Genomic DNA, 21,821 nt, shown 5'->3' with positions numbered 1-21,821 from the left:
GGGCTGCGCCATAAAGACCGCTCGACGTGACGATGATTCGGGAAAAACGCTGATGGCTGTGATCGATACCCGCCGGGACCAGATGTTCCCGACGCTGACCATACCCCAGATCGAAACCGCGCGCCGCTTCGCCAGCGGCGAGCCGCGCCGTTTCGAGGCACACGAAACCGTCTACGAAATCGGCGAGCGCGATGTGCCCGCCTGGCTGATCCTCGAAGGATCGATCACCGCGGTGCGTCGCGACGGAATCGGGCATGAGGAGCCGATCGTCACCCACGAAGCCGGGCAGTTCACCGGGGAGACCAGCCAATTGTCGGGCCATGCCACGCTCGCCGCAGGCAAGGCGGGCGAGGATGGCGTCCTGGCGGTACCATTCGATGCTGCACACCTGCGCGCGCTCGTGATCGGATCGGCCGACGTCGGCGAGACGATCATGCGCGCCTTTATCCTTCGCCGGGTCGGGCTGATCGAGGCCGGTATCGGCGGCGGCGTCGGATCGGTGCTGCTCGGTCGCCGCGATGCCCCCGATCTGGTGCGCCTGTCGGGCTTCCTGACGCGCAACGGCTATCCCCACACCGTTATCGCCGCATGCGAAACCGAAGGGCGCGAACTGGTGGAGCGGCTGGGCGTGCTGGAGGAAGACCTGCCTATCATGATCTGCCCGAACGGGACGATCCTCCACCGCCCGAGCGATGCCGACGCCGCCGCCTGTCTGGGCATCACGCCCGAACTCGATCCCGACAAACTCTACGATGTGGCAGTCATCGGCGCCGGCCCGGCGGGTCTCGCGACCGCGGTTTATGGTGCGTCGGAGGGGCTGTCGATGCTCGTGCTCGATACGCGCGCCTTCGGCGGTCAGGCCGGCGCATCGGCGCGGATCGAGAATTATCTGGGCTTCCCGACCGGCATTTCCGGTCAGGCGCTCGCCGGCCGCGCCTTCAACCAGGCGACCAAGTTCGGCGCCGAACTTGCCATCCCCCTCACCGCCGACAAGCTTCAATGCGAGGAGGACGCTGGCGGCGAGGGCTTCACCCTCAAGATGAGCAATGGTGGCACGAGCCGCGCCCGCACGATCGTTATCGCATCCGGCGCGCGCTACCGCCGGCCCGACGTGCCCAATCTCGATGTGCTGGAGGGGGCCGGCATCTCCTATTGGGCTTCGCCGATCGAGGCGAAGCTGTGCGCAGGCGAGGAAGTCGCCTTGGTCGGGGGTGGAAATTCGGCCGGCCAGGCGGTGGTCTATCTCGCGCCGCACGTGAAGAAGCTCCACCTGATCGTGCGCCGTCCGCTCGCCGAGACGATGTCGCGCTATCTGATCGACCGCATCGCCGCTTTGCCCAATGTCGAAATGCACGTGCCAAGCGAAATCGTCGGGATCGAGGGCGATCGCACCACCGGCCTGACCGGCGCGACCTTCCGCGACCGCAAGACCGGCGCGACCAAGACCTGCGCGCTGCGCCACCTGTTCCTGTTCATCGGCGCCGATCCCAATACCACCTGGCTCGATGACTGTGTCGCGCTGGACGACAAGGGTTTCGTGCTCACCGGTGACGAGGTGGACGGCAACCAGCGCCTGCCGCTGGAGACGAGCCGGGCCGGGATTTTTGCGGCCGGCGACGCCAGGGCCGGATCGACCAAGCGGGTGGCGGCTGCCGTGGGCGAAGGCGCCGCCGTGATCGCGCAGATCCATTCCCTGCTGGCACGACAAGCGGCTGTTTAGATATCCTCCCGGTTGGCCGTCGAGGGGCGGCGGTGCAACCGCGTCTGCGAGGGCGGCCCCTCCACAATCCTTCGGATGGCCCCCTCCCCTGCAAAACGCAGGGGAGGATTTGGCAGGCTCGGCGCCCCCGCGCCGTCACGCATTCACGGCAGACACCGTCGATGCCCGCGTCTATTGCGAGACCGATCGCGATTCGATAGCGCGCGTTGACTGAGTCCGAAATCTGACAGGGAGTAGCGGCCATGCCGTTGGTAAAGATGAAGCCGGTGCTTCTGGAGGCGATGGAGCAGGGTTATGCGGTTGCCGCATTCAACCTTCTCGACTTCAGCACCACCAAGGCAATGATCAAGGCCGCCGAGGAGCTCGAAGCCCCGGTGATCGTCCAGGTCTCGGCCAAGACGATCAAGTATTTCAGCCACAAGGAAGTGTATAACTGGGTCGCGACCGTGGCGGAGGATTCTCCCGTGCCGGTCGTACTCCACCTCGATCACTGCAAAGATCTCAACGTGATCCAGAAGTGCATCGATACGGGCTGGACCTCGGTGATGATCGACGCATCCGAGCTGCCGTTCGAAGAGAACCATGCGCTCTCGCTCCAGGTCGTCCAGATGGCCGCCAAGAAGGGCATCCATATCGAAGCCGAACTCGGCCAGATCATGGGCGTCGAGGACGACATGGATGTCGAGGAGCATGATCACCTCACCGATCCGGCCGATGCCGAGCGCTTCTGCAAGGATCTCGACCTCGCCGCTTTCGCCTGCGCGATCGGTTCGGCGCACGGTTACTATAAAGGCGAGCCCAAGATCGCGTTCGACCTGATCAAGCAGATCAACAGCCGCACACACGTGCCGATGGCGCTCCATGGCGGCACCGGTCTGCCCGAGGACACGATCGCCCAGTGCATCGCCGCTGGTTGCGCCAAGATCAACATATCGACCAACCTGAAGCACGTCTTCATCGAGAGCTTCCTCGACTACAACAAGGCCAAGCCGACCGACTTCGAGCCGCTGCGCTACATCGATGCGCAGTATCAGGCCTGCAAGGAGCTCTTCAAATCGAAGATCGCCGAATTCGGCGGCACCGGGCGCGCAGCCCAGGTCCTCAAGATTGCCGCCTGACATCCATGATCAAGGCAATCATTTTCGACTGTGACGGCGTGCTCGTGGATACCGAGCGCGACGGCCATCGCGTGGGCTTCAACCGCGCATTCAAGGCGATGGGCATCGATGCCGAATGGAGCGTCGAGCTCTATGCCAAGCTGCTGCTCGTCGCCGGCGGCAAGGAGCGCATGCGCGCTTACTTCGACGAGTATGGCTGGCCCGCGGGCACCGATACCGATGAAGCCAAGGACGATCTGATCCTGGCGCTGCACAAGACCAAGACGCAGATAACCTCGGACCTCGTGTCCGAAGGCGGCATGCCGATCCGGCCCGGTATCCTGCGCATCATCGACGAGGCGATCGCCAACGATGTGAAGCTGGGCGTTTGCACCACATCGAACGCCAAGTTCATCGATGCAGTGCTCGATCTGATGGGCCCCGAGCGCAAGGCCAAGTTTGCCTTCGTCCATGCCGGCGACGTCGTGAAGAAGAAGAAGCCCAACCCGGAGATTTACGAGCTCGCCAAGCAATCGCTCGGCCTGCCCGTGAACGAGTGCATCGTCGTCGAAGACAGCCGCAACGGCCTTCTCGCGGCGACCGGCGCCGGGCTGCCGACCCTGATCACGACCAGCACCTACACGGTCGAGGAAGATTTCAGCGAAGCGGTGAAGGTCGTCCCCGAACTGGGTGACGAGCCGAACGTGAATGTGCGCCTCGCCGACATGTCGGAGCTCGCCTCCGGTTATGCCGGCTGAGCGCAGCGCAAGTTTATTGGGAGGGTTTCGACATGGCTGACATCACGCTCGCAGACGTCGAGCTGGCGGTGAAGACCACCGCGACGACGGTGCTCAACAACGAACATTATTTCTCGGATCTCGATGGCCTCGCCGGCGACGGCGACTTCGGCACCTCGCTCGCCACCGGCTTCCGCGTCATCGACGCCGATCTGCCGACGATCGACAAGAGCGCGATCGGCGCAATGCTGCTCAAGATCAGCATGCTGGTCAGCAAGCATGTCGGCGGCAGCTCGGGCCCGATCTGGGGCACCGGCTTCATGAAGGCGGCTGCGATCAGCAAGGGCAAGCAGAGCGTCACGCTCGCCGAGGTGGCCGACATGCTCGGCGCGGCGATCGACGGCATCATGGCGCGCGGCGGCGCGAAGCTCGGCGACAAGACGTTGCTGGACGCTTTGATCCCGGTCCACGAGGCGCTCAAGGCGCATGCGGCGGCGGCCGAGCCGGACAACAAAGCGGCGCTCAAGGATGCGGCCGATGCCGCCGAAGCCGCGATCGATGCGACCCGCTCGCTCGTCGCGCACCGCGGCCGCGCCAGCCAGGTCGGCGAGCGTAGTGCGAACACGCCCGATCCGGGCATCGTCGCGATCGCCACGATCCTGCAGGCCTGGTGCGGCGCGTTCGGGGTCGAGCGGACCGCGACCGTCGCCGAGGTCGTCAAGGCCGCCTGAATCCCACACGCCTGAAAACCCGACGGGGAGGAAACCCAATGAAGAAGTTCGTCAACGATCCCGCGAAGTTCGTGCCCGAATTCATGGAGGGCGTCGCGCTCGCCAATCCGGAGCTGCTCGACTACGTTCCCGAATTCCAGCTGATCAAGCGCAAGGACCGCCCGGTCGCCGACAAGGTTTCGGTGATCCAGGGTTCGGGTTCGGGCCATGAGCCGGCCCACGTGATGGCGGTCGGCCCGGGCATGCTCGACGGCGCCTGCCAGGGCGCGGTCTTCGCCGCGCCGCCGGTCGACGCCTGCTACGAGACGATCAAGGCGCTTGCCACCGATGCCGGCGTGCTCGTGCTGATCAACAATTATCAGGGCGATAAGATGGCGTGGGAAACCGCCATCGAGCTGGCCGAGGCCGAAGACATCAAGGTCAAGGCGTTCTTCATCAACGACGACGTCGCGGTGCAGGACAGCCTCTACACGGTCGGTCGCCGCGGCGTGGCCGGCAATTTCTTCGTCATCAAGGCGTGCGGCGCGGCTGCGGCCGAGGGCAAGAGCCTCGAGGAAGTGATCGCCGTCGCCGAGAAGGTGAACAACAACGTCCGCACGATGGGCGTGGCGCTCACCAGCTGCATCCCGCCGGCCAAGGGCACGACCATCTTCGAACTCGCCGATGACGAGATCGAAGTCGGTGTCGGCATCCATGGCGAGCCGGGCCGCCGCCGCGACAAGATCAAGGCCGCCGACGCGATCGTCGACGAGCTGTTCGAAGCGGTGTCGACCGACCTGCCCTTCGCGTCGGGCGATCGCGTCGCGCTTATGGTCAATGGCCTCGGTGGTACGCCGATCAGCGAGCTTTACGTGCTCTACGCCCGCGCCCACAAGCTGGCGACCGACGCCGGCATGACCGTCGCGCGCAATTATGTCGGCGAATATTGCACCTCGCTCGAGATGGCGGGCGCATCGCTGACCTTGCTGAAGTTGGACAGCGAACTCGAAGGCCTGCTTGCGGCCCCGGCCGAGATCGCGATCCGGACGTTCTAAGACAATGCCGACGCCACCCGTGTGAGCGGGTGGCTATCGGGTAGCATTTCGCCGTCCCGGCCAGCGCCGGGGCGGCGATTATGATTTAGGCTTGGCCGGTCAGGCTTCAAGCATGCGGGCCTCGTGGACGGCCTGACCATATCCCGCGATAATCCCGATAAGATCGTCGCACCTGTCCGGCACGGCATCCCCTCGCCACGCGACATGACCATCCGGCCGGCACAGGCACAAGGCATGGCGATAGGGCGCCGGCAGCGTTTCGAAGGCGAGATCGAGCAAAGCGACCGGCACCCCCCGTTCCGCTGCCGCGTCGAGCAATCGATCGACCGGCACCGCGCGATCGAAACGCAGCAAGGTATAATCGGGGCCCAGCCGATCGTAGAGCGACCCGCCATCGCCAAGCCACAGGTGCGGCAGCCGGCACCCGGGTACGGTCGAGGGCGTGTAATCGTGCATCGTGTAGGCCGGCTGCGGTTCGCCATCGTAGGCGATCAGCATCGAATCCGGATAATAGTAACCGTAATTGAGTCCGGCACAGGCGAATTGCTGGATGTGGAGGCGATAGGCCGCTTCGCCCACCGCCTGGCGCGAAGCCTCGCCTTCGAACGTATCGTCCTCCAGCGCGGCGGGCACGCTGGTGCGCTCGGCGATCGCGCCCCGCGCGTGGCTCATGGCGAAACGGGACACCTGATCGGTGATCGGAAGGCGCTCATTCTCATAACCGTCGAGGATCGCGGCCGGCGCCCAACCGTTCAGGTGCGCGGCGAGCATCCATGACAGGTTGAGCGCGTCGGCGATCCCCGCATTCATCCCGAAGCCGGCATAGGGCACCCACAGGTGCGCGGCATCGCCGCTGATGAAGATCCGCCCCTCACGCAGTTTGTCGACGACCAGCCGGCGCCCGATCCAATCCTCCTTCGCCAGCAATTCATATTCGAACGCGGCATCGACCCCGAGTAGCCGCCGGATGCATGCATCGCGATCGACCGTATCGAACCCCTCTTCGTGATCGAGCAGATAATTGTGGACCAGCCACATCTCGCGCCCGTCGATGGCGACCAGGTTACCCGCGCGTTCCGGATTGTAGATGTAGCTCATCCACGCATCGGGCTTGGTCACGCGATCGATCAACCCGGGCGCGCGGATGAAGCTCGATTGGACGCGCTGGATCACCTCGTCGCCATGCAGTTTCGCGCCGATCGCCTTGCGCGTCATCGATCGGCCGCCATCGCACCCGACCAGATAATCGGCGGTCACCTCGATCCTGCCACCCTGCCCCAGATCGCGCGCGATCAGCCTTACGCCGCCCGCGTCCTGCCCGACTTCGATCACCTCGGCATGGTTCAGGATCGTGATACGCGGATTGGCCTTTGCCTCCGCGAACAGCACCGGCTCGAAATAGATCTGGTTGACCCGATGCGCCGGCTCGGGCGTCGGCCACCAGCCGTCGGGCCCGCTTTTATCGGTATAGCGGTCGCGACGGCACGGGATGTGGATACGCATGAGTTCGTAACCCGCGCCGGCAGTGCGTAGCACGACATCGTTGGGATAATCGTCTGGCAGGCCGACGGCGCGGACCTTGTCGACGAAGCCCAGCCGGCGGAATGCCTCCATCGTGCGCGACGCGATATGATTGCACTTGACGCTCGGCGGCTGACCCTCCGGGTGTTGCTCGACCACGACGACATCGATCCCGCGCCAGGCAAGATCAAGCGCAAGGCAGAGGCCGACCGGCCCGGCTCCGACGATGGCGACTTGGGCAGTGTGGATCATGACGTCCCTCTCCAATATCATCAGACGTCTTACAAATGATGATATGCCCGTCAATCGGCAAGGACGGAAAATCGTTCGATAGGACTGTCGCATCCGATACCGGATGATGCGTTGCCCTGGGCGCACAAAAAGGGGCGGCCCTTCCGACCGGCATCCAATCCGCGGGATCAGATCAAGATGCGCGTTGCCGACATTGCGCGTGATCGGGCACGGCGCCGGGAATTTAAGGCGGATATCTGTGCAGGACAGACGGTGAACTGGATATCCTCATGATGGCTGAGGATAGCGGCGAGGTTGATCCGCCATAGTATCGAACAGTTGCGTCTTCGGGCCGCCCTCCCACGAATGGAGCTTTTCGGCGCCGCGGCTGATCACCGGCTTATAGTAGAAGTGACGCGGGCTGATCCCGCCCTTGAAGACGGTATGCCCCCTCCCAGATCGGCGCGGGGCGATGCGAGCCCGGCCGAATTAGCGCTTGCGACAACAGCCCCAAGTCGCGTTAGAGCCGCGCTATACGCATCCTTCGCGAAGGGATAAGGCCATGGAGAAGGTGGATGACGATCCGATCGCCGCGCTCTACGGCCGGCCGGGCTTCCTGCTACGTCGGGCCAACCAGATCGCGGCGGCGCTTTTCCTCGAAGCGGTAGCGGGTTACGATATCACGACGACCCAATATGGCGCACTGGTGGTGATCGGCGCCCGCGGTCTGATCGATCAGATCGGTCTCGCCCGCATGCTGGGGCTCGATCGCTCGACCGCCGGGCTCGTCATCGCGAACCTGGAGCGTCGCGGCACGATCGAGCGGACGAGCGATCCCGAAGACAAACGGCGACGTGTCCTCACGCTGGCGCCGGCGGGAAAGAAACTGTTGGAGGATATCGCAACCGCGGCCGCACGCGTGTCTGAGCGCGAACTCGCCATATTCTCGCAACGCGAGGCACAGGAATTCGTCCGGCTGCTGACGAAGTTCGTCACCACCTTCAACACGACGGTGCGCACCCCGCTGCTCGGCGACTGATGCGCGCTCGGGCGCCGCAACTGCCATTTTCGCTGGTGGAAGATGGTCGGGGAGACAGGATTCGAACCTGCGGCCCTCTGGTCCCAAACCAGATGCGCTACCAGACTGCGCCACTCCCCGCCTGGTGGCCATGCCTCTAGGTTCACTGCCGGGACTGCGCAAGGCCGAACCGTGATGGGCGACGCATTCGATCCCGACGCGCAAATACCGTAAAAATCCGGATCGGATCGAAAAGCGGGATGTGGTTTCCTTCGGTCCTCGACGTCTTGGGCATGAGCGGGGTGGTTGGTCCCCCCGGATCCCCCCATCCCGCTCACCTTCCCTTTCCAATGCCGCCGCTTCAGTGGAAATCGCGCGACGGCGGCAGGATGCGAACGTTGCGCGGATGGCTGCCCCGCGGGACATGATGGCGCGGCATTTGCGGATGTTCGAACACGTCGGCGCGGCTGAGCGTGGTGCGGGTGGGATGATCCTCGGACAGGCGTTCGAGTTCGGCGGTGCGATCGACGACATGCGCGCCCATCAGATGGACCACCGTTCCATCCTCCTCGTCGCTCTTCTGGATCACGCCCCACACCTCCATCAGGCGGGAGGCCATCACCGCGCGGCGATATTTCTCGAAATCGCGCGCCCATAGCAGGACGTTGGCGACCCCGGCTTCGTCTTCCAGCGTGACGAAGATCGCCTTGCCCTCCCCCGGCCGCTGGCGGACCAGCACGACGCCCGCCACCTTCGCGCGCGTACCGTCCCTGGCGTCGCGCATCTCCTTGCTGGTGAGCACACCCTCGGCCCGGAAGAGAGAGCGCAGGAAGTGCATCGGGTGCGCCTTCAGCGACAGGCGCGTGGTCTGGTAGTCGGCGGCGACATGTTCCGAATCCGGCATGGCGGGGAGCTGGGCATCTTCCTCCTCGCCCAATTCGCGTGCATCGGCGGCGGCGAAAAGCGGGAGCGCGTCGGACGGCGTACGACGGACTTCCCACAGGGCTTGCCGGCGATCCTGGCCGAAGGAGCGAAAGGCATCGGCGTCGGCGAGGAGGCGGAGCGCGCGGGAGGGGAGGTTTGCGGCGCGGGCGAAGGCTTCGATTTTTCCCCCACTCCCAATTTCGTCATCCCCGCGAAGGCGGGGATCCATAACCTCCAGCCCTTGAGAATATGGATTCCCGCCTTCGCGGGAATGACGGGCCTTTAGAATGTCTTTAGCCCACTCCTCCTTGAACCCATCGATCTGCCGGAACCCCAGCCGCACCGCCGGCCCCTTCCCCCCACCTCCAGCGTGTTGTCCCAATCGCTGAACGCCGCATCGATCGGCCGCACCTCGACCCCATGATCGCGCGCGCAGCCGACGATCTGGGCCGGCGCGTAGAACCCCATCGGTTGCGAATTGAGCAAGGCCGCGCAGAAGGCCGCCGGATGGCGCTTCTTGAGGAAAGCCGAGGCGTAGACCAGCAAGGCGAAACTGAGCGCATGGCTCTCCGGAAAACCGTAGCTGCCGAAGCCCTTGATCTGATCGAAGCAACGCCGGGCGAATTCCTCGGTATAGCCGCGTTCGGTCATGCCCCCGACCATCTTGCCTTCGAACCGGGGCATGGTGCCGACATTGCGGAAGGTCGCCATCGCGCGGCGGAACTGGTTGGCCTCACCGGGGAAAAAGCCGCAGCGGTGATCGCGAGCTTCATCGCCTGCTCCTGAAACAGGGGCACGCCCATCGTCTTGCCGAGAATGCCGATCAGTTCATCGGGATCGTGCGGCGGCGCGGGCGTTGGGTAGTCGATCTTCTCCAGGCCCTGCCGCCGACGCAGATAGGGATGCACCATGTTACCCTGGATCGGCCCGGGCCGGACGATCGCCACCTCGACGACCAGATCGTAAAACTCGCGTGGCTTGAGCCTGGGCAGCATGTTCATCTGCGCCCGACTTTCGACCTGGAAGACACCGATGCTGTCGCCCTCGCACAGCATGTCGTAAACGTCCGGCTGCTCCGCCGGCAAGTCGTTCAACTTGTAATCGGTCCCGTCATAATCGCGGATCAGATCGAACGCCTTGCGGATGCAGGTGAGCATGCCGAGCGACAATATATCGACCTTCATTAGCTTGAGCGCGTCGATGTCATCCTTGTCCCATTCAATGAAGGTCCGGTCCTCCATCGCCGCGTGATGGAGCGGTACGGTCTCGTCGAGCCGATGCTCTGTCAGGACGAAGCCGCCGACATGCTGCGAGAGATGGCGCGGGAAACCGGCGCTGTAGGATCCCTTGAACGCCAGCAATTTGGCGACGAAATGGTTGAGCCGCTCGATCTCGGGATTGGCGAGATCGAAGCCGGTCTCCTTGAACCGGCTTTCCTCCATCTGGCTCGAATAGCTGCCCCACACCGTACTCACGAGCCGGTTGGTGACGTCCTCGGTCAACCCGAGCACCTTGCCGACCTCGCGCACCGCCGAGCGCGAACGGTAGTGAATGATCGTCGCGACGATGCCGGCGCGATGCCGGCCGTAGCGCTGATAGATATACTGCATCACCTCCTCGCGCCGCTCATGCTCGAAATCGACATCGATATCGGGCGGCTCGTCACGATCCTCGGACATGAAGCGCGAGAAAAGGAGATCATGCTTGGCCGGATCGACCTTGGTGATCTCGAGCAGGTAGCAGACCATCGAATTGGCGGCCGAACCGCGCCCCTGGCAGAGGATGGGGGGATTCCGCGTGCGGGCGAACTGGACGATATCGTGGACGGTCAGGAAGTAAGGTGACAGGTCCTTGCGCCCACCGATCAGCGTGAACTCCTCCTTGAGCATCGCGACGACATTGGCCGGGACTCCCTTGGGCCATTTCTTCGCGGCGGCCCTGCCGACGAGTTGCTTGAGCCACTTGAACGGCGTCCAGCCTCTGGGCACCGGTTCGTGGGGATATTCGTAGCCGAGTTGTGCGAGGTCGAAGAAGATGCGGCGGTGAAAGCGCAAGGTCTCGGCAACCGCCTCCGGATGGCGACAGAACAGGCGGACCATCTCGACCGGTTCTTTCAGATGGCGTTCGGCATTGGCTTCAAGTGCCTTGCCGCCATCCTTCACCGTCAGCCCCAGCCTGATGCAGGTGACCACATCCTGCAGGGGCCGGTCTTCCGGGGCGGCATAGAGAACGTCGTTGATTGCTAGCAGCGGCACCCTGGCTTCGCGCGCGGTCAGGGCAAGGCGCTTTAGACGGCGCTGGTCCGGGCCTGAACGGTGCATCGTCACGCCGAGCCATACGCGATCGGGATTTTTGAACCGAAGCGCGGCAAGCGTGTCGTGTAAGGTTTGCGGCTTGCCAACGGGGCTCTGCGGCGGTTTTTCCCGAATGGGAAAGGCGATGACATTGTCGCCTCCCACCACGTCATCCTCGCGTAAGAGGTCCATATTCTCAGGCGTCGGGCCTCTTTCGTGAGGATTGAGGACATGGATGCCCAGACGCGCGTGAGGGCCGACCTGCGAGAAAGACCGATCGTCGACCGGCAGCTTCGTCTGCTTCTCCACCTTCCGCTCTTCGCCCTCCCCTTCCCGGCGCGTGCTTTCGGGCAGCACGATCAGCAGCAATTCCTCAATATGCTCCAGCAAGTCATTGAAATAGAGAACGCAATCGCCCTTGTCGGCGCGCAGGTTGCCCTTGGTGAGCAAACGACATAACCGCCCCCAGCCGTACCGGGTCTCCGGATAGGCGATGATATCCGGCGTGCCGTCGGCGAAGACCAGACGCGCACCGGTGACGAGCTTGAAGTCGAACGGGGGCTCGCAATCCATGACGTCGCGGCAGCCCTCGCGTGCGTCCTTGAGCGCCTTCCACACCCGCACCACGCCGGCGACGGTGTTGCGATCGGCGATGCCGATCCCCTTGTGGCCAAGCTCGACCGCGCGGGCGAGCAGATCGGTGCCGTGGCTCGCCCCGTGGAGGAACGAGAAATTGCTCGCCGCGGCCAGCTCTACATACGCCGGATCGTCGTCCGGTTCGCTCATGCGAACAGCCCGTGGATGAACCAGGCGGATTCGCCCTCACCGCGCTCGTTGAGGCCGTGGCGAAACAGCCAGAAGCGGTGGCCGGCCTCATCCTCGATCCGGAAATAATCGCGCGTGCGTCCACCGCGATCGCGCCGGCGCCACCATTCGGCGGCGATCCGTTCGGGGCCCTCGGCGCTGGCGACCGTGTAGAGTTGACCGCGCCAGTGGAAGCGTTTGGGCGGGCCGTCAGGCACCTCGTGCATCACCGCGCTCACCGGTTGGGGCGGATCGAGCAAGGTGAGCGGGCGGAGCGGCGGTTCGTCGGGCAGTGCGGGCGACCATTCGGGCTCAGTGGCGGGCAGGCACGGCCGCACCGCGCATTCGGGGATATGGCTGTTCTCGGGCGCGGCGCGATGGACGCGTGCTGGGCCGAGGCGGACGACGAGGCGATCGACCAGATCGGCCAATTGTTCCTGTGCGCAAGGCGGCGCGATATGATCGGCCTGGGTGGCGGCAAGCGGTTCGGTGCGGGGGATATCGAGCCGGATGAGATCGAAGCCGAAGCCGGGATCGATCGGATCGGCGAGCGTATCGAGCCGCTCATGGAACAGCCGCATCACCAGAGCGGAATCGCGCGTCGGCTGGCCGGTCCCGACCGTGAGCGAGGGCGTTGCGCCATCGCTGCGGAAGAAACGTGCGACGAAGCGACGCCCGCCTTCATGACGCTCGCGCAGCGTCTCGCCCGCCTCGACCACCAGATCGCCGAGGCAGGCCAGGGCATCCTCGACCCGCCCGATCGGCTCAGCGAAGCGGCGCAACGCGAAGATCGGCGGGGGCAGGCGCTGCGGGGTGATGTGGCGATCCTGATCGCCCAGCAGCCGCCCGAGGCGGAGCGCCAGATCGCCGAAGCGCGCGGCGAGCATCTTGCGCGGGCGGATCGCGAGCGCGCCGATCGTCTTGAGCCCGGCGAGGCGCAGCGCGCGCGTCACCGCCGGATCGGCCTCCAGCGCCTCGACCGGGAGGGCGTGGAGGCCGCCGCCGTCACGCCCGAACCGCGCAAGCGCGCGCGCCATTTCGGGCGTGTCGCCGCGTGCGAGGCGGGCGGTGACGCCGCCCGCGACGAGGCGTTGGGCCAGATCGGTTTTCAGGCCCTCCTCGCCATCGAAAGCGTGGTCGCATCCGGTGATATCGAGCACGAGGGCGTCGGGCGGCTCGGGCATGGTCATCGGCGTGTAGCGGACGCAGCCGGCGACGATCCGCGCGAGCAGACGCGCCTCGGCCTCGTGATCGCGATCGAGGATGAAGAGATCGGGGATGCGCGCGCGGGCATCGGCCAGCGTAAGGCCGGGGGTGAGGCCGAGCTCGATTGCAGCGCGGGAGAGCGCGGTGAGGCGCATAGCGTTGTTCTGTTTTTCGACGAAGACGACAATTAAATCCTCCCCGGTACGGGGAGGGGGACCATGCGAAGCATGGTGGAGGGGGCCCGCCTCACCACCAGCGCCTGACGTGAGGTGGGCCCCCTCCACCACGCCACTGCGTGGCGCGGTCCCCCTCCCCGTACCGGGAGGATTTTTAGGTCATCCAACCGCCAGCAATCCTCCGCCAGCATCGGCAGGTAGACTGCGAGGTAGCGGCGCGAAGCGGGCGGCGTCACGGTGCCACTCCAGCCGCCAACCCGCCGCCGGCGCGCCCCCGCGCTGGCGCACCAGATCGACCGTGAAAGCGGGATGCCCCGGTGCCTCGACCTCCAGCAGTTGCGACGACGCCGCCGCGATCCGCCAGCGGGTCGCGGCTGCCGAGGGCGCTTCCGGATCGGCGCCGCGGAGCAGGATCGCCGTCACCCCTGATTGCTCGGCAAACAAAGTCAGCCGGCGCGTCGCGGTGAGCGTAAACCCCCGCGATTTCCGTCCCGGCGCGATCACCGCGCAACCGATCGCAGGCGAGCGCACCACGTCGCCCGCCGCGCGCAGCAACGCCTTCTCGTCGGGCGCGGTCACGAACAGGAAGCGGGCGGGGTCCGCTCCCATTTCGGCCAGACCCGGCGGATAGAGCGGGCCGATCCCTCCCTGCCCCTCGTCCTGCGCGAGCCAGGCGATCATCCGCCCCTCGTCCGCGGCCCGCACCGCCAGCATCAGCGCGAACCCGGCCGCACTCGCCTGATCGGCCCCACTCGCCGGCCATGCCTCGTGCAGCCGCGCGCGCGCCAGCCCTCCCCCCAACACCGCATCCAGACGCGCGGCCCCCAACGCGAAACGCGATGGTGGCGCGGCTTTGTCGAAGCCGGCGAAACGCTCCTTGAGCGCAGAGGCGATAGATGACTCGGCCATAGTTCACGGTTTGTTCCTTATGCCACAACCGCCCGGGTCCGAGTTAAGTTCCTCTCGCCGATAGGAGGATTGTCACCGATCCGGCTCAAAACCGCATCGTTCGGCCTCGACACAGCCGCACTCTCTTATTAAAGGATTATGTCTGTTGCGATTTATTAATCGCCTCAGTCGATCAGAGCTTATCGGAATAGCAATTTCTCACCGGGCCTCATCGGGCCTAAATCACTTCCACACCCCAGGATGGAGACTGAAAGCATGGGTATCATCGGCAGCGCTCTCAAGCCGTTTACCGCGACCGCCTACAAGGAAGGCAAGTTCGTCGACGTCAGCGATTCCGACGTGAAGGGCAAGTGGGCCGTCTTCTTCTTCTATCCCGCCGACTTCACCTTCGTCTGCCCGACCGAGCTCGAGGATCTGGCCGACATCTATCCGACCCTGCAATCGCTGGGCGTCGAGGTCTATTCGGTCTCCACCGACACCCATTTCAGCCACAAGGCATGGCACGATACCTCGCCGGCGATCGGCAAGATCAACTACTACATGCTGGGCGATCAGAACCACACGCTGGCCAACAATTTCGATGTCCTGCGCATCGGCGTCGGCCTGGCCGACCGCGCTACTTTCGTGGTCGATCCCGAGGGCATCATCCAGCTCGTCGAGATCACGCCCGAGGGCGTGGGCCGCAACGCCACCGAGCTTTTGCGCAAAATCAAGGCCGCGCAATATTGGGCGAGCCACCCCGGCGAAGTCTGCCCGGCCAAGTGGGAGGAAGGCGACGCGACGCTCGCCCCTTCGCTCGATCTGGTCGGCAAGATCTAACTTACCCAGCCCCCCATGGGTAATCGCGGCCCGGGGTGGACTATCCGCCCCGGGCCGTTTGTTTTTTACGAGACACTCAGGAGTAACCCCCATGCTCGACGCCAATCTGACGCAGCAGCTCAAAACCTATCTCGCCAATATCCGCGAGCCCATCGAGCTCGTCGCCAGCCTGGACGATGCGCCGAAGTCGCGCGAGCTGGGTGAGTTGCTCAACGAAATCGCGGCGCTGTCCGACAAGATCGATGTCGTCCATGCCAATGACGACAAGCGCGTTCCCAGCTTCATGATCCGCCGCAAGGGCACCGATATCGGCGTGCGCTTCGCCGGTATCCCGATGGGGCACGAATTCACCTCGCTCGTGCTGGCCCTGCTCCAGGTCGGTGGCCACCCGTCCAAGGCAGCGCAGGAGCTGATCGAGCAGGTCAGGAATCTCGACGGCGATTTCGCCTTCGAGACCTATTTTTCGCTCTCGTGCCAGAATTGCCCCGATGTGGTGCAGGCGCTGAACCTGATGGCAGTGCTGAACCCGCGCATCAGCCATGTCGCGATCGACGGCGGCCTGTTCCAGGGCGAAGTCGACGAGCGCAAGGTGATGGCGGTGCCGACCGTATTCCTGAACGGCGAGCCCTTCGCCTCGGGCCGGATGGAACTCGAGCAGATCGTCGCGAAGATCGACAGCGGCGCCACCGCGCGCGCGGCCGAGAAGATCAAGGCCAAGGATCCGTTCGACGTGCTCGTGATCGGCGGCGGCCCGGCCGGTGCCGCAGCCGCGATCTATGCCGCGCGCAAGGGCATCCGCACCGGCATCGCCGCCGAGCGCTTCGGCGGGCAGGTGCTCGACACGATGGCGATCGAGAATTTCATCTCGGTCTCACACACCGAAGGGCCGAAGCTCGCCGCGCAGCTGGAGCAGCACGTCAAGGATTATGAGGTGGACATCATGAACCACCAGCGAGCAGCCAAGCTGATCCCGGCGCGCGACGTAGGAGGGCTGCACGAGGTCCAGCTGGAAAATGGCGCAACCTTGAAGGGCCGCACCATCATTCTCTCGACCGGCGCGCGCTGGCGGCAGATGAACGTCCCCGGCGAGAATGAATATCGCAACAAGGGCGTCACCTATTGTCCGCACTGCGACGGCCCGCTCTTCAAGGGCAAGCGCGTGGCGGTGATCGGCGGCGGCAATTCGGGCGTCGAGGCGGCGATCGATCTCGCCGGTGTCGTCGCGCACGTCACCCTGATCGAGTTCGACAGCGATCTGCGCGCCGATGCAGTGCTCCAGCGCAAGCTGGCAACCCTGCCCAACGTCAAGGTCATCACCTCGGCGCTGACCACCGAAGTGGTGGGCGACGGCGAGAAACTGACCGGGCTGATCTACAAGGACCGCAACCACGATACGGTCCACGAGGTCGAACTGGAGGGCATTTTCGTCCAGATCGGGCTGGTGCCGAACACCGAATGGTTGAAGGACACGATCGCGCTTTCGCCACGCGGCGAGATCGAGGTCGACCATCGCGGCGAGACCTCGCGCCCCGGCATCTTCGCAGCGGGGGACTGCACGACCGTGCCGTACAAGCAGATCGTGATCGCGATGGGCGAAGGATCGAAGGCAGCGTTGTCCGCGTTCGATTACATGATCCGGCTGCCCGCCGAGGATACGAGCATCGCCGAGGCGGCTTAACAGGTTGCGGGCCGGCCTTCCTCAGGCCGGCCCGGACACATCTATTGCTCCTGCCGGATCGGCCCCTGCTGCGGATCGCCGACCGAAATCAGCTCGACCTTGAAGGTCAGAAAGCTGTTGGCGGGCAAACCATTCTGCTCCTCCGCGCCATAGGCATATTCGGAGGGAACATAGAGCATCCAGACGTCGCCCGGCCGCATCAGCTGGATCATGACCTGCCACGCCGGGATCAGCTGGCCGAGCGGAAAGGTCGCGGGTGCCTTGCCTTCGGTGGTGTCGAGCACCTTTCCATCGCGCAAGGTCAGCGTGTAATTGACGGTGACGATGTCGCCGCGGCTGGGGTGCGCACCGGTCGCCGGCCCCGACTTCAGGATCGTATAGCTGAGCGGCGGAAGCTTGATCTGGCCGACCGGCAAGGCCGGCGCGACCGGAGCATTGGCCGCCGGTCTTTTGGGCGCCGCCGCGAGCGGGCTGACCGCGACGGCAGCGAGAAGCAGGCTGAACGAAAAAGGCGCGAAACGCATGCAGCGGCAACTCCGTGGAGGGTTCGCCCCCTCTCCACCTGCGCGGATCGCTGTCAATGCAAATCCCTCTCCGTGCCGGGCTGACTCAGGCCCCCTGCCCGGCTACGCACGGGCGGTGAGCCGAGACGACCCTGCCTTGCCCTCCATCGGCATCGTCATGCACGATTTCGCGCTGGGCGGGACCGAACGTATCGCGACCCGCCTGGCCGCGCGCTGGGCCGAGGAAGGTGCCCAGGTGCGCATCTTTTGCGGATCCGGCGAGGGCGACATGCGTGGCTTGCTCGGCGGTCGGGTCGAGGTGGTCGAGGCCTCGCCTCCGATCGCGCGTGGCTTTGGGTCCCGCACTTCGCTGGGCCGGGCCGCGGCGCGCCATTTCAGCGAGCGGCCGGTCGATGTCGTCTTCCTGCCGGGCAATTTCCACTGGCCGATCGCGCCTGCACTGGCAGCTCTGCCGCGCGATCGCCGGCCGGCAATCGCGGTGCAGGTGAGCGCGACGCTGTCGAAGCCGCAACGCCGCACACTTCAACAAAAATTATTCGAATGGCGCATGCGCCATCTGCTGCGTGACGCCCAAGCGGTGATCACCCTGTCGGCCGCCGCGACCGAGGAGGCCGAGCGGATCCTGGGACGACCGGTCGTCTGCACCATCCCGCTCCCCGCGCTCGGCGACGCGCGCGTGCCCCCCAAGCCGGTGCCCGACGACAGCCGGATCATCCTTGCGGTCGGACGGCTGGTTCCGGAAAAGGGCTTCGACACGCTGATCGAAGCCTTTGCGGCTTTGCCCGATCCGGCCGCGGAACTGGTAATCGTCGGCGAAGGGCCAGACCGCCCAAGGCTCGAAGGACTGATTGCCCGTCATCAACTCGCCGGACGGGTCACCCTGCCCGGTTTCGTCAGCGATACGCGCGGTTGGCTGGACAAGGCGCGACTAGCGGCGATGCCCTCGCGGTTCGAAGGCTATCCCGCCGTATTGGTCGAGGCCTTTGCCGCCGGACGCCCGGCGGTGGCGACCGCATGTACGCCCGCAACCGCCGAACTGATCGATACACCCGCGGCCGGCCGGGTCGTCGAGGTCGACGATCGCGCGGGTATGACCGCTGCCTTGCAGGCAATGTTGGACGCTCCTGTTTCCGATCCGGCCAAGCTCGCTGCCCGGGTCGAACGCCACCGTATCGGGCCGGTCGCACGCGCCTATCTCGCGCTGTTCCAGGGGCTGAGCGTCGCAACCCGGCCATGACCATGCGGATCGCCTACATCATCAACTCGGTCGAGGGCGGCGGCGCTGCTTTGCCCGTGCCCGCCATCACTGATGTGTTCCGCGCCGCGGGCGCCGAGGTGGCGATCTTCGCGCTCACCCGCCGCGACGGACGCGCGATCCCCGCGATGGAGGCCGCAGGGCTCGACATCCATGTCCGCCCCGGCGGCGAGAAGGATCACCTCGCGGCCTATCGCTGGCTCGACGCCGAGATGGCCCGCTGGCAGCCGACCTGTTTGTGGACCTCGCTCACGCGTGCGACCCTGCTCGGCCAGATCGTCGGGCAAAGGCGCAAGCTACCGGTGGTGAGCTGGCAACATGCCGCCTTCCTCAAGCCCGCCAATCGGGCTCTGCTCCGCTGGCGGCAGCGTCATTCGGCGATATGGGTCGCGGATTCGGAAGCAGTGCGGCAGATGACGCACGAGCGGCTGGGCGTGCCGGAGGAGCGGCTGATGCTCTGGCCGATCTTCCGGGCCGATCCGGCCGCGCCCAGGGCAAGGCCATGGGTGGCGGGCGAGCCGTTGCGGATCGGCTCGCTCGGGCGGCTGCACCCGGTGAAGGGCTACGACGTCCTGGCCGATGCGGTTGCGCTGCTGCGCGAGCGCGGGATCGATATCCGGGTGACGATCGGCGGAGATGGGGCGGAGCGCGAGGCGTTGGCAGGCCGGCTCGATCTCGCCGGCTATATTGAACGGCCGCGCGACTTCCTGGCCGGGCTGCATCTCTATATCCAGCCGTCGCGATCGGAGGGGCTATGCGTTGCGGCGCATGAGGCGATGCAAGCCGGCTTACCGGTGATCGCGAGCGCGGTGGGCGAACTCAGACATTCGATCCTTCCCCGCCAGACGGGCTGGCTGGTGCCGCCTGGCGATGCGGGCGCTTTGGCGGAAGCGCTGGCTGAAGCAGCGCGGGCGCCCGAACGGCTGGCGGGGATGGGCGCGGCGGCACGGGCGCGATTGTTCGAACGCTTCGGCCCGGAGCGGTTCGAGGCCGCGGGCCGGGCGATATTGGAGCGGCTACCCGGAGATCCTCCGCGGCAGGGAAATGCGGACCGCGTCGCATAGCAGCGTGGCGACCTTCACTCTATCCGGCGCCCCTCCACCGGATATTGCGGATCGGTGTAACCCGGCGTCGAAGCATGCCCCGGCGCGACGAGGCTATCGACCAGCGCATCATCCTCCGGCCCAAGCTGCGCGCTCAAGGCCTCCAGGTACGTATCCCACTGCTGCTCGGTCCGCGGCCCGGCGATGCAGGCGCTGATCAGCCGGTTGCGCAGGACCCACGCAATCGCGAACGCGATCGAACTGGTGCCAAGCGCCGCCGCCCGCGCCGCGATCGCCTGCGCGATATGGAGCGACTCCGGTTGCCATTCGGTCTGCTGGATGCGCACGTCGCCCCGCCCTGCCCGCGTATCCGCCGGCGGTGGCGTGTCGGGCACATATTTGCCACTCAGCACGCCGCGCGCGAGCGGGCTGTAGGAGGCGACACCGAGCCCGTAATGCGCCGCGGCCGGCAATTGCTCGACCTCGGACTTGCGATCGACGATGTTGTAGAGCGGCTGGCTCACGATCGGCCGCTCGATCCCGAGTTGGTCCGCCAGCCGGCAAATCTCCGCGATCCGCCAGCCCATGAAGTTGGAGACGCCATAATAGCGGATCTTGCCCTGCCGGATCAGGTCGCCAATCGCGCGCAGCCCTTCCTCCAACGGCGCACTGGGGATGGCACGGTGAAAATAGAGAATGTCGATATAGTCGCTGCCAAGCCGGCGCAGGCTCGCTTCGGCCGACTGGACGATCCATTTCCGCGATTGGCCCTGATGATTCGGTCCGGGGCCTCCGAACCCGAATTTGGTCGCTACAACCCAATGGTCGCGCCGCGCGGCGATGCAGCGCCCGGTCACTTCTTCGGATCTGCCACCATTGTAGACATCGGCGGTATCGAGGAAATTGATGCCCTGATCGGCCGCCTTGGCGATGATGCGCGCGGCCACCGCCTCGTCGGTCTCGCCGCCGAACATCATCGCGCCGAGACAGATCGGGGAGACCTTGAGCGCGCTCCGGCCGAGATAGCGATAATCCATGCCCTCACCTTTCCGCTGTCCGTGGGCGATCGCCGCCCTTCCGCCGCCGCTTAGCCTTTGCTACCCGCCCGCGCCATGGCCGCACCCACCACGATCGACGATGTCCGCGAGGAATATGAGTTTCTCGATGCCGACGACCGCTACCGCCTGCTGATCGATCTCGGCCGCGAGCTGGAGGCCATGCCCGATGCGCTCAAGACCGACGCGACCCTGGTGCGCGGATGCTCGGCCTCGGTATGGGTCTATCCGACCCGGCCGGAGGGCGGGCATCTGCATTTTCTCGCCGATTCCAACGCGGCCATCACCAAGGGCATCATCGCATTGGTGCTGCTGACGGTGCAGGACAAGAGTCCACGGGACATCGTCGCCACCGACATCGAGGGCGCGCTTGCGCCGTTCGATCTCACGCGGCAGCTGTCGTCCAACCGGACGCAGGGCATTCCCAACATGATCGCGCTGATCCGCGAGACCGCAACCCGGCTCGCTACCCAACCTTGAAGATTCGATGCGCCTCGCCTAATTTTGGCTGATGTCGATCCGCCCCATCATCGAAGCGCCCGATCCCCGCCTGCGCGTGAAATCCAGCCCCGTCGAGACGGTCGACGACGATCTGCGCACGTTGATCGCCGACATGTTCGAGACGATGTACGACGCCCCGGGCATCGGGCTTGCCGCGATCCAGATCGGCGTGCCGAAGCGTGTGCTGGTGATCGACCTGCAGGAGGAAGAAGGCGAGGATGGCAAGCCGGTCCGCAATCCGCGCGTCTTCATCAATCCCGAATTCTACGATCCGTCGGCCGACACGTCGGTCTACAACGAGGGCTGCCTGTCGGTGCCCGATCAATATGCCGAGGTCGAGCGCCCGGCCGAGGTGTATTGCCGATGGCTCGATGAAAACGGCGTCGCCCATGACGAGCATATCGAGGGGATGCTCGCCACCTGCCTCCAACACGAGATGGACCATCTCGAGGGCATTTTGTTCATCGACCATCTGTCGCGGCTGAAACGCGAGATGGTGCTGAAGAAGCTCGAAAAAGCACGGCGCAGCCGGAAGGCCGCTTAG

Annotated in this window: 21 protein-coding genes and 1 tRNA gene; 13 read left to right on the top strand and 9 right to left on the bottom strand. The window is 65.2% G+C overall.

The window, feature by feature from the left end:
* Positions 1-52: 52 nt before the first annotated feature.
* The 5 genes from AB4Z44_RS04480 to AB4Z44_RS04460 all read left to right on the top strand — a co-directional run bounded on the left by AB4Z44_RS04480 (position 53) and on the right by AB4Z44_RS04460 (position 5,319).
* The gene (locus AB4Z44_RS04480) at positions 53-1,720 is read left to right on the top strand and encodes an FAD-dependent oxidoreductase (RefSeq protein WP_404712866.1); all 1,668 of its coding nucleotides are present in this window, start codon (positions 53-55) and stop codon (positions 1,718-1,720) included.
* 242 nt (positions 1,721-1,962) lie between these two features.
* Positions 1,963-2,838 carry a ketose-bisphosphate aldolase gene (locus tag AB4Z44_RS04475; protein ID WP_404712865.1) on the top strand — a complete coding sequence of 292 codons (876 nt, stop codon included), beginning with the start codon at positions 1,963-1,965 and terminating at the stop codon, positions 2,836-2,838.
* A gap of 5 nt (positions 2,839-2,843) precedes the next feature.
* The gene (locus AB4Z44_RS04470; protein WP_404712864.1) at positions 2,844-3,575 is read left to right on the top strand and encodes an HAD-IA family hydrolase; all 732 of its coding nucleotides are present in this window, start codon (positions 2,844-2,846) and stop codon (positions 3,573-3,575) included.
* Between the two features lie 32 nt (positions 3,576-3,607).
* Entirely contained in the window at positions 3,608-4,285 is a 678-nt protein-coding gene (gene dhaL, locus AB4Z44_RS04465) for a dihydroxyacetone kinase subunit DhaL (RefSeq protein WP_404712863.1), read from the top strand.
* A gap of 38 nt (positions 4,286-4,323) precedes the next feature.
* Positions 4,324-5,319, top strand: coding sequence for a dihydroxyacetone kinase subunit DhaK (locus tag AB4Z44_RS04460; protein ID WP_404712862.1), 996 nt, complete (start codon positions 4,324-4,326; stop codon positions 5,317-5,319).
* 99 nt (positions 5,320-5,418) lie between these two features.
* Here the strand turns inward: AB4Z44_RS04460 and AB4Z44_RS04455 are convergent, their stop codons facing one another.
* Positions 5,419-7,092 carry an FAD-dependent oxidoreductase gene (locus AB4Z44_RS04455; RefSeq protein WP_404712861.1) on the bottom strand — a complete coding sequence of 558 codons (1,674 nt, stop codon included), beginning with the start codon at positions 7,090-7,092 and terminating at the stop codon, positions 5,419-5,421.
* Between the two features lie 541 nt (positions 7,093-7,633).
* Between AB4Z44_RS04455 and AB4Z44_RS04450 the strand changes: the two genes are divergently transcribed.
* Positions 7,634-8,110, top strand: a complete 477-nt coding sequence (locus tag AB4Z44_RS04450; protein ID WP_404712860.1) for a MarR family winged helix-turn-helix transcriptional regulator — start codon at positions 7,634-7,636, stop codon at positions 8,108-8,110.
* Positions 8,111-8,153: 43 nt separating this feature from the next.
* On the opposite strand, the gene AB4Z44_RS04445 is transcribed toward AB4Z44_RS04450, so the two are convergent.
* Together AB4Z44_RS04445 and AB4Z44_RS04440 are read right to left on the bottom strand one after the other, a co-directional pair.
* Positions 8,154-8,230 (bottom strand) — tRNA-Pro (locus AB4Z44_RS04445).
* Positions 8,231-8,450: 220 nt separating this feature from the next.
* Entirely contained in the window at positions 8,451-8,993 is a 543-nt protein-coding gene (locus AB4Z44_RS04440; protein WP_404712859.1) for an OB-fold nucleic acid binding domain-containing protein, read from the bottom strand.
* Between AB4Z44_RS04440 and AB4Z44_RS04435 the strand changes: the two genes are divergently transcribed.
* Positions 8,976-9,299 (top strand): hypothetical protein, encoded by a 324-nt coding sequence (locus tag AB4Z44_RS04435; RefSeq protein ID WP_404712858.1) that lies wholly within the window; start codon positions 8,976-8,978, stop codon positions 9,297-9,299. The genes AB4Z44_RS04440 and AB4Z44_RS04435 overlap by 18 nt on opposite strands.
* On the opposite strand, the gene AB4Z44_RS04430 is transcribed toward AB4Z44_RS04435, so the two are convergent.
* From AB4Z44_RS04430 to AB4Z44_RS04415, 4 genes are all read right to left on the bottom strand, one after another.
* Complete coding sequence (locus tag AB4Z44_RS04430) at positions 9,296-9,664, bottom strand: hypothetical protein (protein ID WP_404712857.1); 369 nt, start codon at positions 9,662-9,664, stop codon at positions 9,296-9,298. The two genes, AB4Z44_RS04435 and AB4Z44_RS04430, sit on opposite strands and share 4 nt — an antisense overlap.
* A complete protein-coding gene (locus AB4Z44_RS04425; RefSeq protein WP_404712856.1) occupies positions 9,661-12,093 on the bottom strand; it encodes a PHP domain-containing protein in 2,433 nt (810 codons plus the stop codon). Before AB4Z44_RS04425 ends, AB4Z44_RS04430 begins: the two co-directional genes overlap by 4 nt.
* Positions 12,090-13,472 carry a Y-family DNA polymerase gene (locus AB4Z44_RS04420; RefSeq protein WP_404712855.1) on the bottom strand — a complete coding sequence of 461 codons (1,383 nt, stop codon included), beginning with the start codon at positions 13,470-13,472 and terminating at the stop codon, positions 12,090-12,092. The genes AB4Z44_RS04425 and AB4Z44_RS04420 overlap by 4 nt, the downstream gene beginning before the upstream one ends.
* 180 nt (positions 13,473-13,652) lie before the next feature.
* On the bottom strand, positions 13,653-14,402 hold the full coding sequence (locus tag AB4Z44_RS04415; protein WP_404712854.1) for an ImuA family protein: 750 nt from the start codon (positions 14,400-14,402) through the stop codon (positions 13,653-13,655).
* Positions 14,403-14,657: 255 nt separating this feature from the next.
* Between AB4Z44_RS04415 and ahpC the strand changes: the two genes are divergently transcribed.
* On the top strand, positions 14,658-15,221 hold the full coding sequence (ahpC, locus tag AB4Z44_RS04410) for an alkyl hydroperoxide reductase subunit C (protein WP_404712853.1): 564 nt from the start codon (positions 14,658-14,660) through the stop codon (positions 15,219-15,221).
* 91 nt (positions 15,222-15,312) lie between these two features.
* Positions 15,313-16,899, top strand: coding sequence for an alkyl hydroperoxide reductase subunit F (gene ahpF, locus AB4Z44_RS04405; RefSeq protein ID WP_404712852.1), 1,587 nt, complete (start codon positions 15,313-15,315; stop codon positions 16,897-16,899).
* Between the two features lie 41 nt (positions 16,900-16,940).
* On the opposite strand, the gene AB4Z44_RS04400 is transcribed toward ahpF, so the two are convergent.
* Entirely contained in the window at positions 16,941-17,423 is a 483-nt protein-coding gene (locus tag AB4Z44_RS04400) for an FKBP-type peptidyl-prolyl cis-trans isomerase (protein WP_404712851.1), read from the bottom strand.
* 115 nt (positions 17,424-17,538) lie between these two features.
* Between AB4Z44_RS04400 and AB4Z44_RS04395 the strand changes: the two genes are divergently transcribed.
* Together AB4Z44_RS04395 and AB4Z44_RS04390 are read left to right on the top strand one after the other, a co-directional pair.
* Positions 17,539-18,660: a glycosyltransferase gene (locus tag AB4Z44_RS04395; protein ID WP_404712850.1), complete on the top strand. Its 1,122-nt coding sequence runs from the start codon at positions 17,539-17,541 to the stop codon at positions 18,658-18,660.
* 2 nt (positions 18,661-18,662) lie between these two features.
* Positions 18,663-19,742 (top strand): glycosyltransferase, encoded by a 1,080-nt coding sequence (locus tag AB4Z44_RS04390; RefSeq protein ID WP_404714353.1) that lies wholly within the window; start codon positions 18,663-18,665, stop codon positions 19,740-19,742.
* Between the two features lie 14 nt (positions 19,743-19,756).
* Here the strand turns inward: AB4Z44_RS04390 and AB4Z44_RS04385 are convergent, their stop codons facing one another.
* A complete protein-coding gene (locus tag AB4Z44_RS04385; RefSeq protein WP_404712849.1) occupies positions 19,757-20,758 on the bottom strand; it encodes an aldo/keto reductase in 1,002 nt (333 codons plus the stop codon).
* A gap of 75 nt (positions 20,759-20,833) precedes the next feature.
* Here AB4Z44_RS04385 and AB4Z44_RS04380 point away from each other — a divergent pair, with 75 nt between their 5' ends.
* Positions 20,834-21,256 (top strand): SufE family protein, encoded by a 423-nt coding sequence (locus AB4Z44_RS04380; RefSeq protein ID WP_404712848.1) that lies wholly within the window; start codon positions 20,834-20,836, stop codon positions 21,254-21,256.
* Positions 21,257-21,287: 31 nt separating this feature from the next.
* Positions 21,288-21,821: a peptide deformylase gene (gene def, locus AB4Z44_RS04375; RefSeq protein ID WP_404712847.1), complete on the top strand. Its 534-nt coding sequence runs from the start codon at positions 21,288-21,290 to the stop codon at positions 21,819-21,821.

This window comes from Sphingomonas sp. MMS24-J13 (assembly GCF_044905095.1).
In the GTDB taxonomy this organism is placed as follows: domain Bacteria; phylum Pseudomonadota; class Alphaproteobacteria; order Sphingomonadales; family Sphingomonadaceae; genus Sphingomonas_I.
Note: the sequence above shows the minus strand (reverse complement) of the source record. Positions and strands in the feature narration are given on the sequence as shown.

Coding starts and splice junctions, on each gene's coding strand:
- AB4Z44_RS04455 (WP_404712861.1), bottom strand. CDS start 7,092: ATGATCCACACTGCCCAAGTCGCCATCGTCGGAGCCGGGCCGGTCGGC.
- AB4Z44_RS04470 (WP_404712864.1), top strand. CDS start 2,844: ATGATCAAGGCAATCATTTTCGACTGTGACGGCGTGCTCGTGGATACC.
- AB4Z44_RS04450 (WP_404712860.1), top strand. CDS start 7,634: ATGGAGAAGGTGGATGACGATCCGATCGCCGCGCTCTACGGCCGGCCG.
- AB4Z44_RS04435 (WP_404712858.1), top strand. CDS start 8,976: ATGTTCCGAATCCGGCATGGCGGGGAGCTGGGCATCTTCCTCCTCGCC.
- ahpC (WP_404712853.1), top strand. CDS start 14,658: ATGGGTATCATCGGCAGCGCTCTCAAGCCGTTTACCGCGACCGCCTAC.
- AB4Z44_RS04380 (WP_404712848.1), top strand. CDS start 20,834: ATGGCCGCACCCACCACGATCGACGATGTCCGCGAGGAATATGAGTTT.
- AB4Z44_RS04475 (WP_404712865.1), top strand. CDS start 1,963: ATGCCGTTGGTAAAGATGAAGCCGGTGCTTCTGGAGGCGATGGAGCAG.
- AB4Z44_RS04480 (WP_404712866.1), top strand. CDS start 53: ATGGCTGTGATCGATACCCGCCGGGACCAGATGTTCCCGACGCTGACC.
- ahpF (WP_404712852.1), top strand. CDS start 15,313: ATGCTCGACGCCAATCTGACGCAGCAGCTCAAAACCTATCTCGCCAAT.
- AB4Z44_RS04460 (WP_404712862.1), top strand. CDS start 4,324: ATGAAGAAGTTCGTCAACGATCCCGCGAAGTTCGTGCCCGAATTCATG.
- AB4Z44_RS04415 (WP_404712854.1), bottom strand. CDS start 14,402: ATGGCCGAGTCATCTATCGCCTCTGCGCTCAAGGAGCGTTTCGCCGGC.
- AB4Z44_RS04430 (WP_404712857.1), bottom strand. CDS start 9,664: ATGACCGAACGCGGCTATACCGAGGAATTCGCCCGGCGTTGCTTCGAT.
- AB4Z44_RS04440 (WP_404712859.1), bottom strand. CDS start 8,993: ATGCCGGATTCGGAACATGTCGCCGCCGACTACCAGACCACGCGCCTG.
- AB4Z44_RS04400 (WP_404712851.1), bottom strand. CDS start 17,423: ATGCGTTTCGCGCCTTTTTCGTTCAGCCTGCTTCTCGCTGCCGTCGCG.
- AB4Z44_RS04425 (WP_404712856.1), bottom strand. CDS start 12,093: ATGAGCGAACCGGACGACGATCCGGCGTATGTAGAGCTGGCCGCGGCG.
- AB4Z44_RS04390 (WP_404714353.1), top strand. CDS start 18,663: ATGCGGATCGCCTACATCATCAACTCGGTCGAGGGCGGCGGCGCTGCT.
- AB4Z44_RS04385 (WP_404712849.1), bottom strand. CDS start 20,758: ATGGATTATCGCTATCTCGGCCGGAGCGCGCTCAAGGTCTCCCCGATC.
- AB4Z44_RS04420 (WP_404712855.1), bottom strand. CDS start 13,472: ATGCGCCTCACCGCGCTCTCCCGCGCTGCAATCGAGCTCGGCCTCACC.
- dhaL (WP_404712863.1), top strand. CDS start 3,608: ATGGCTGACATCACGCTCGCAGACGTCGAGCTGGCGGTGAAGACCACC.
- def (WP_404712847.1), top strand. CDS start 21,288: ATGTCGATCCGCCCCATCATCGAAGCGCCCGATCCCCGCCTGCGCGTG.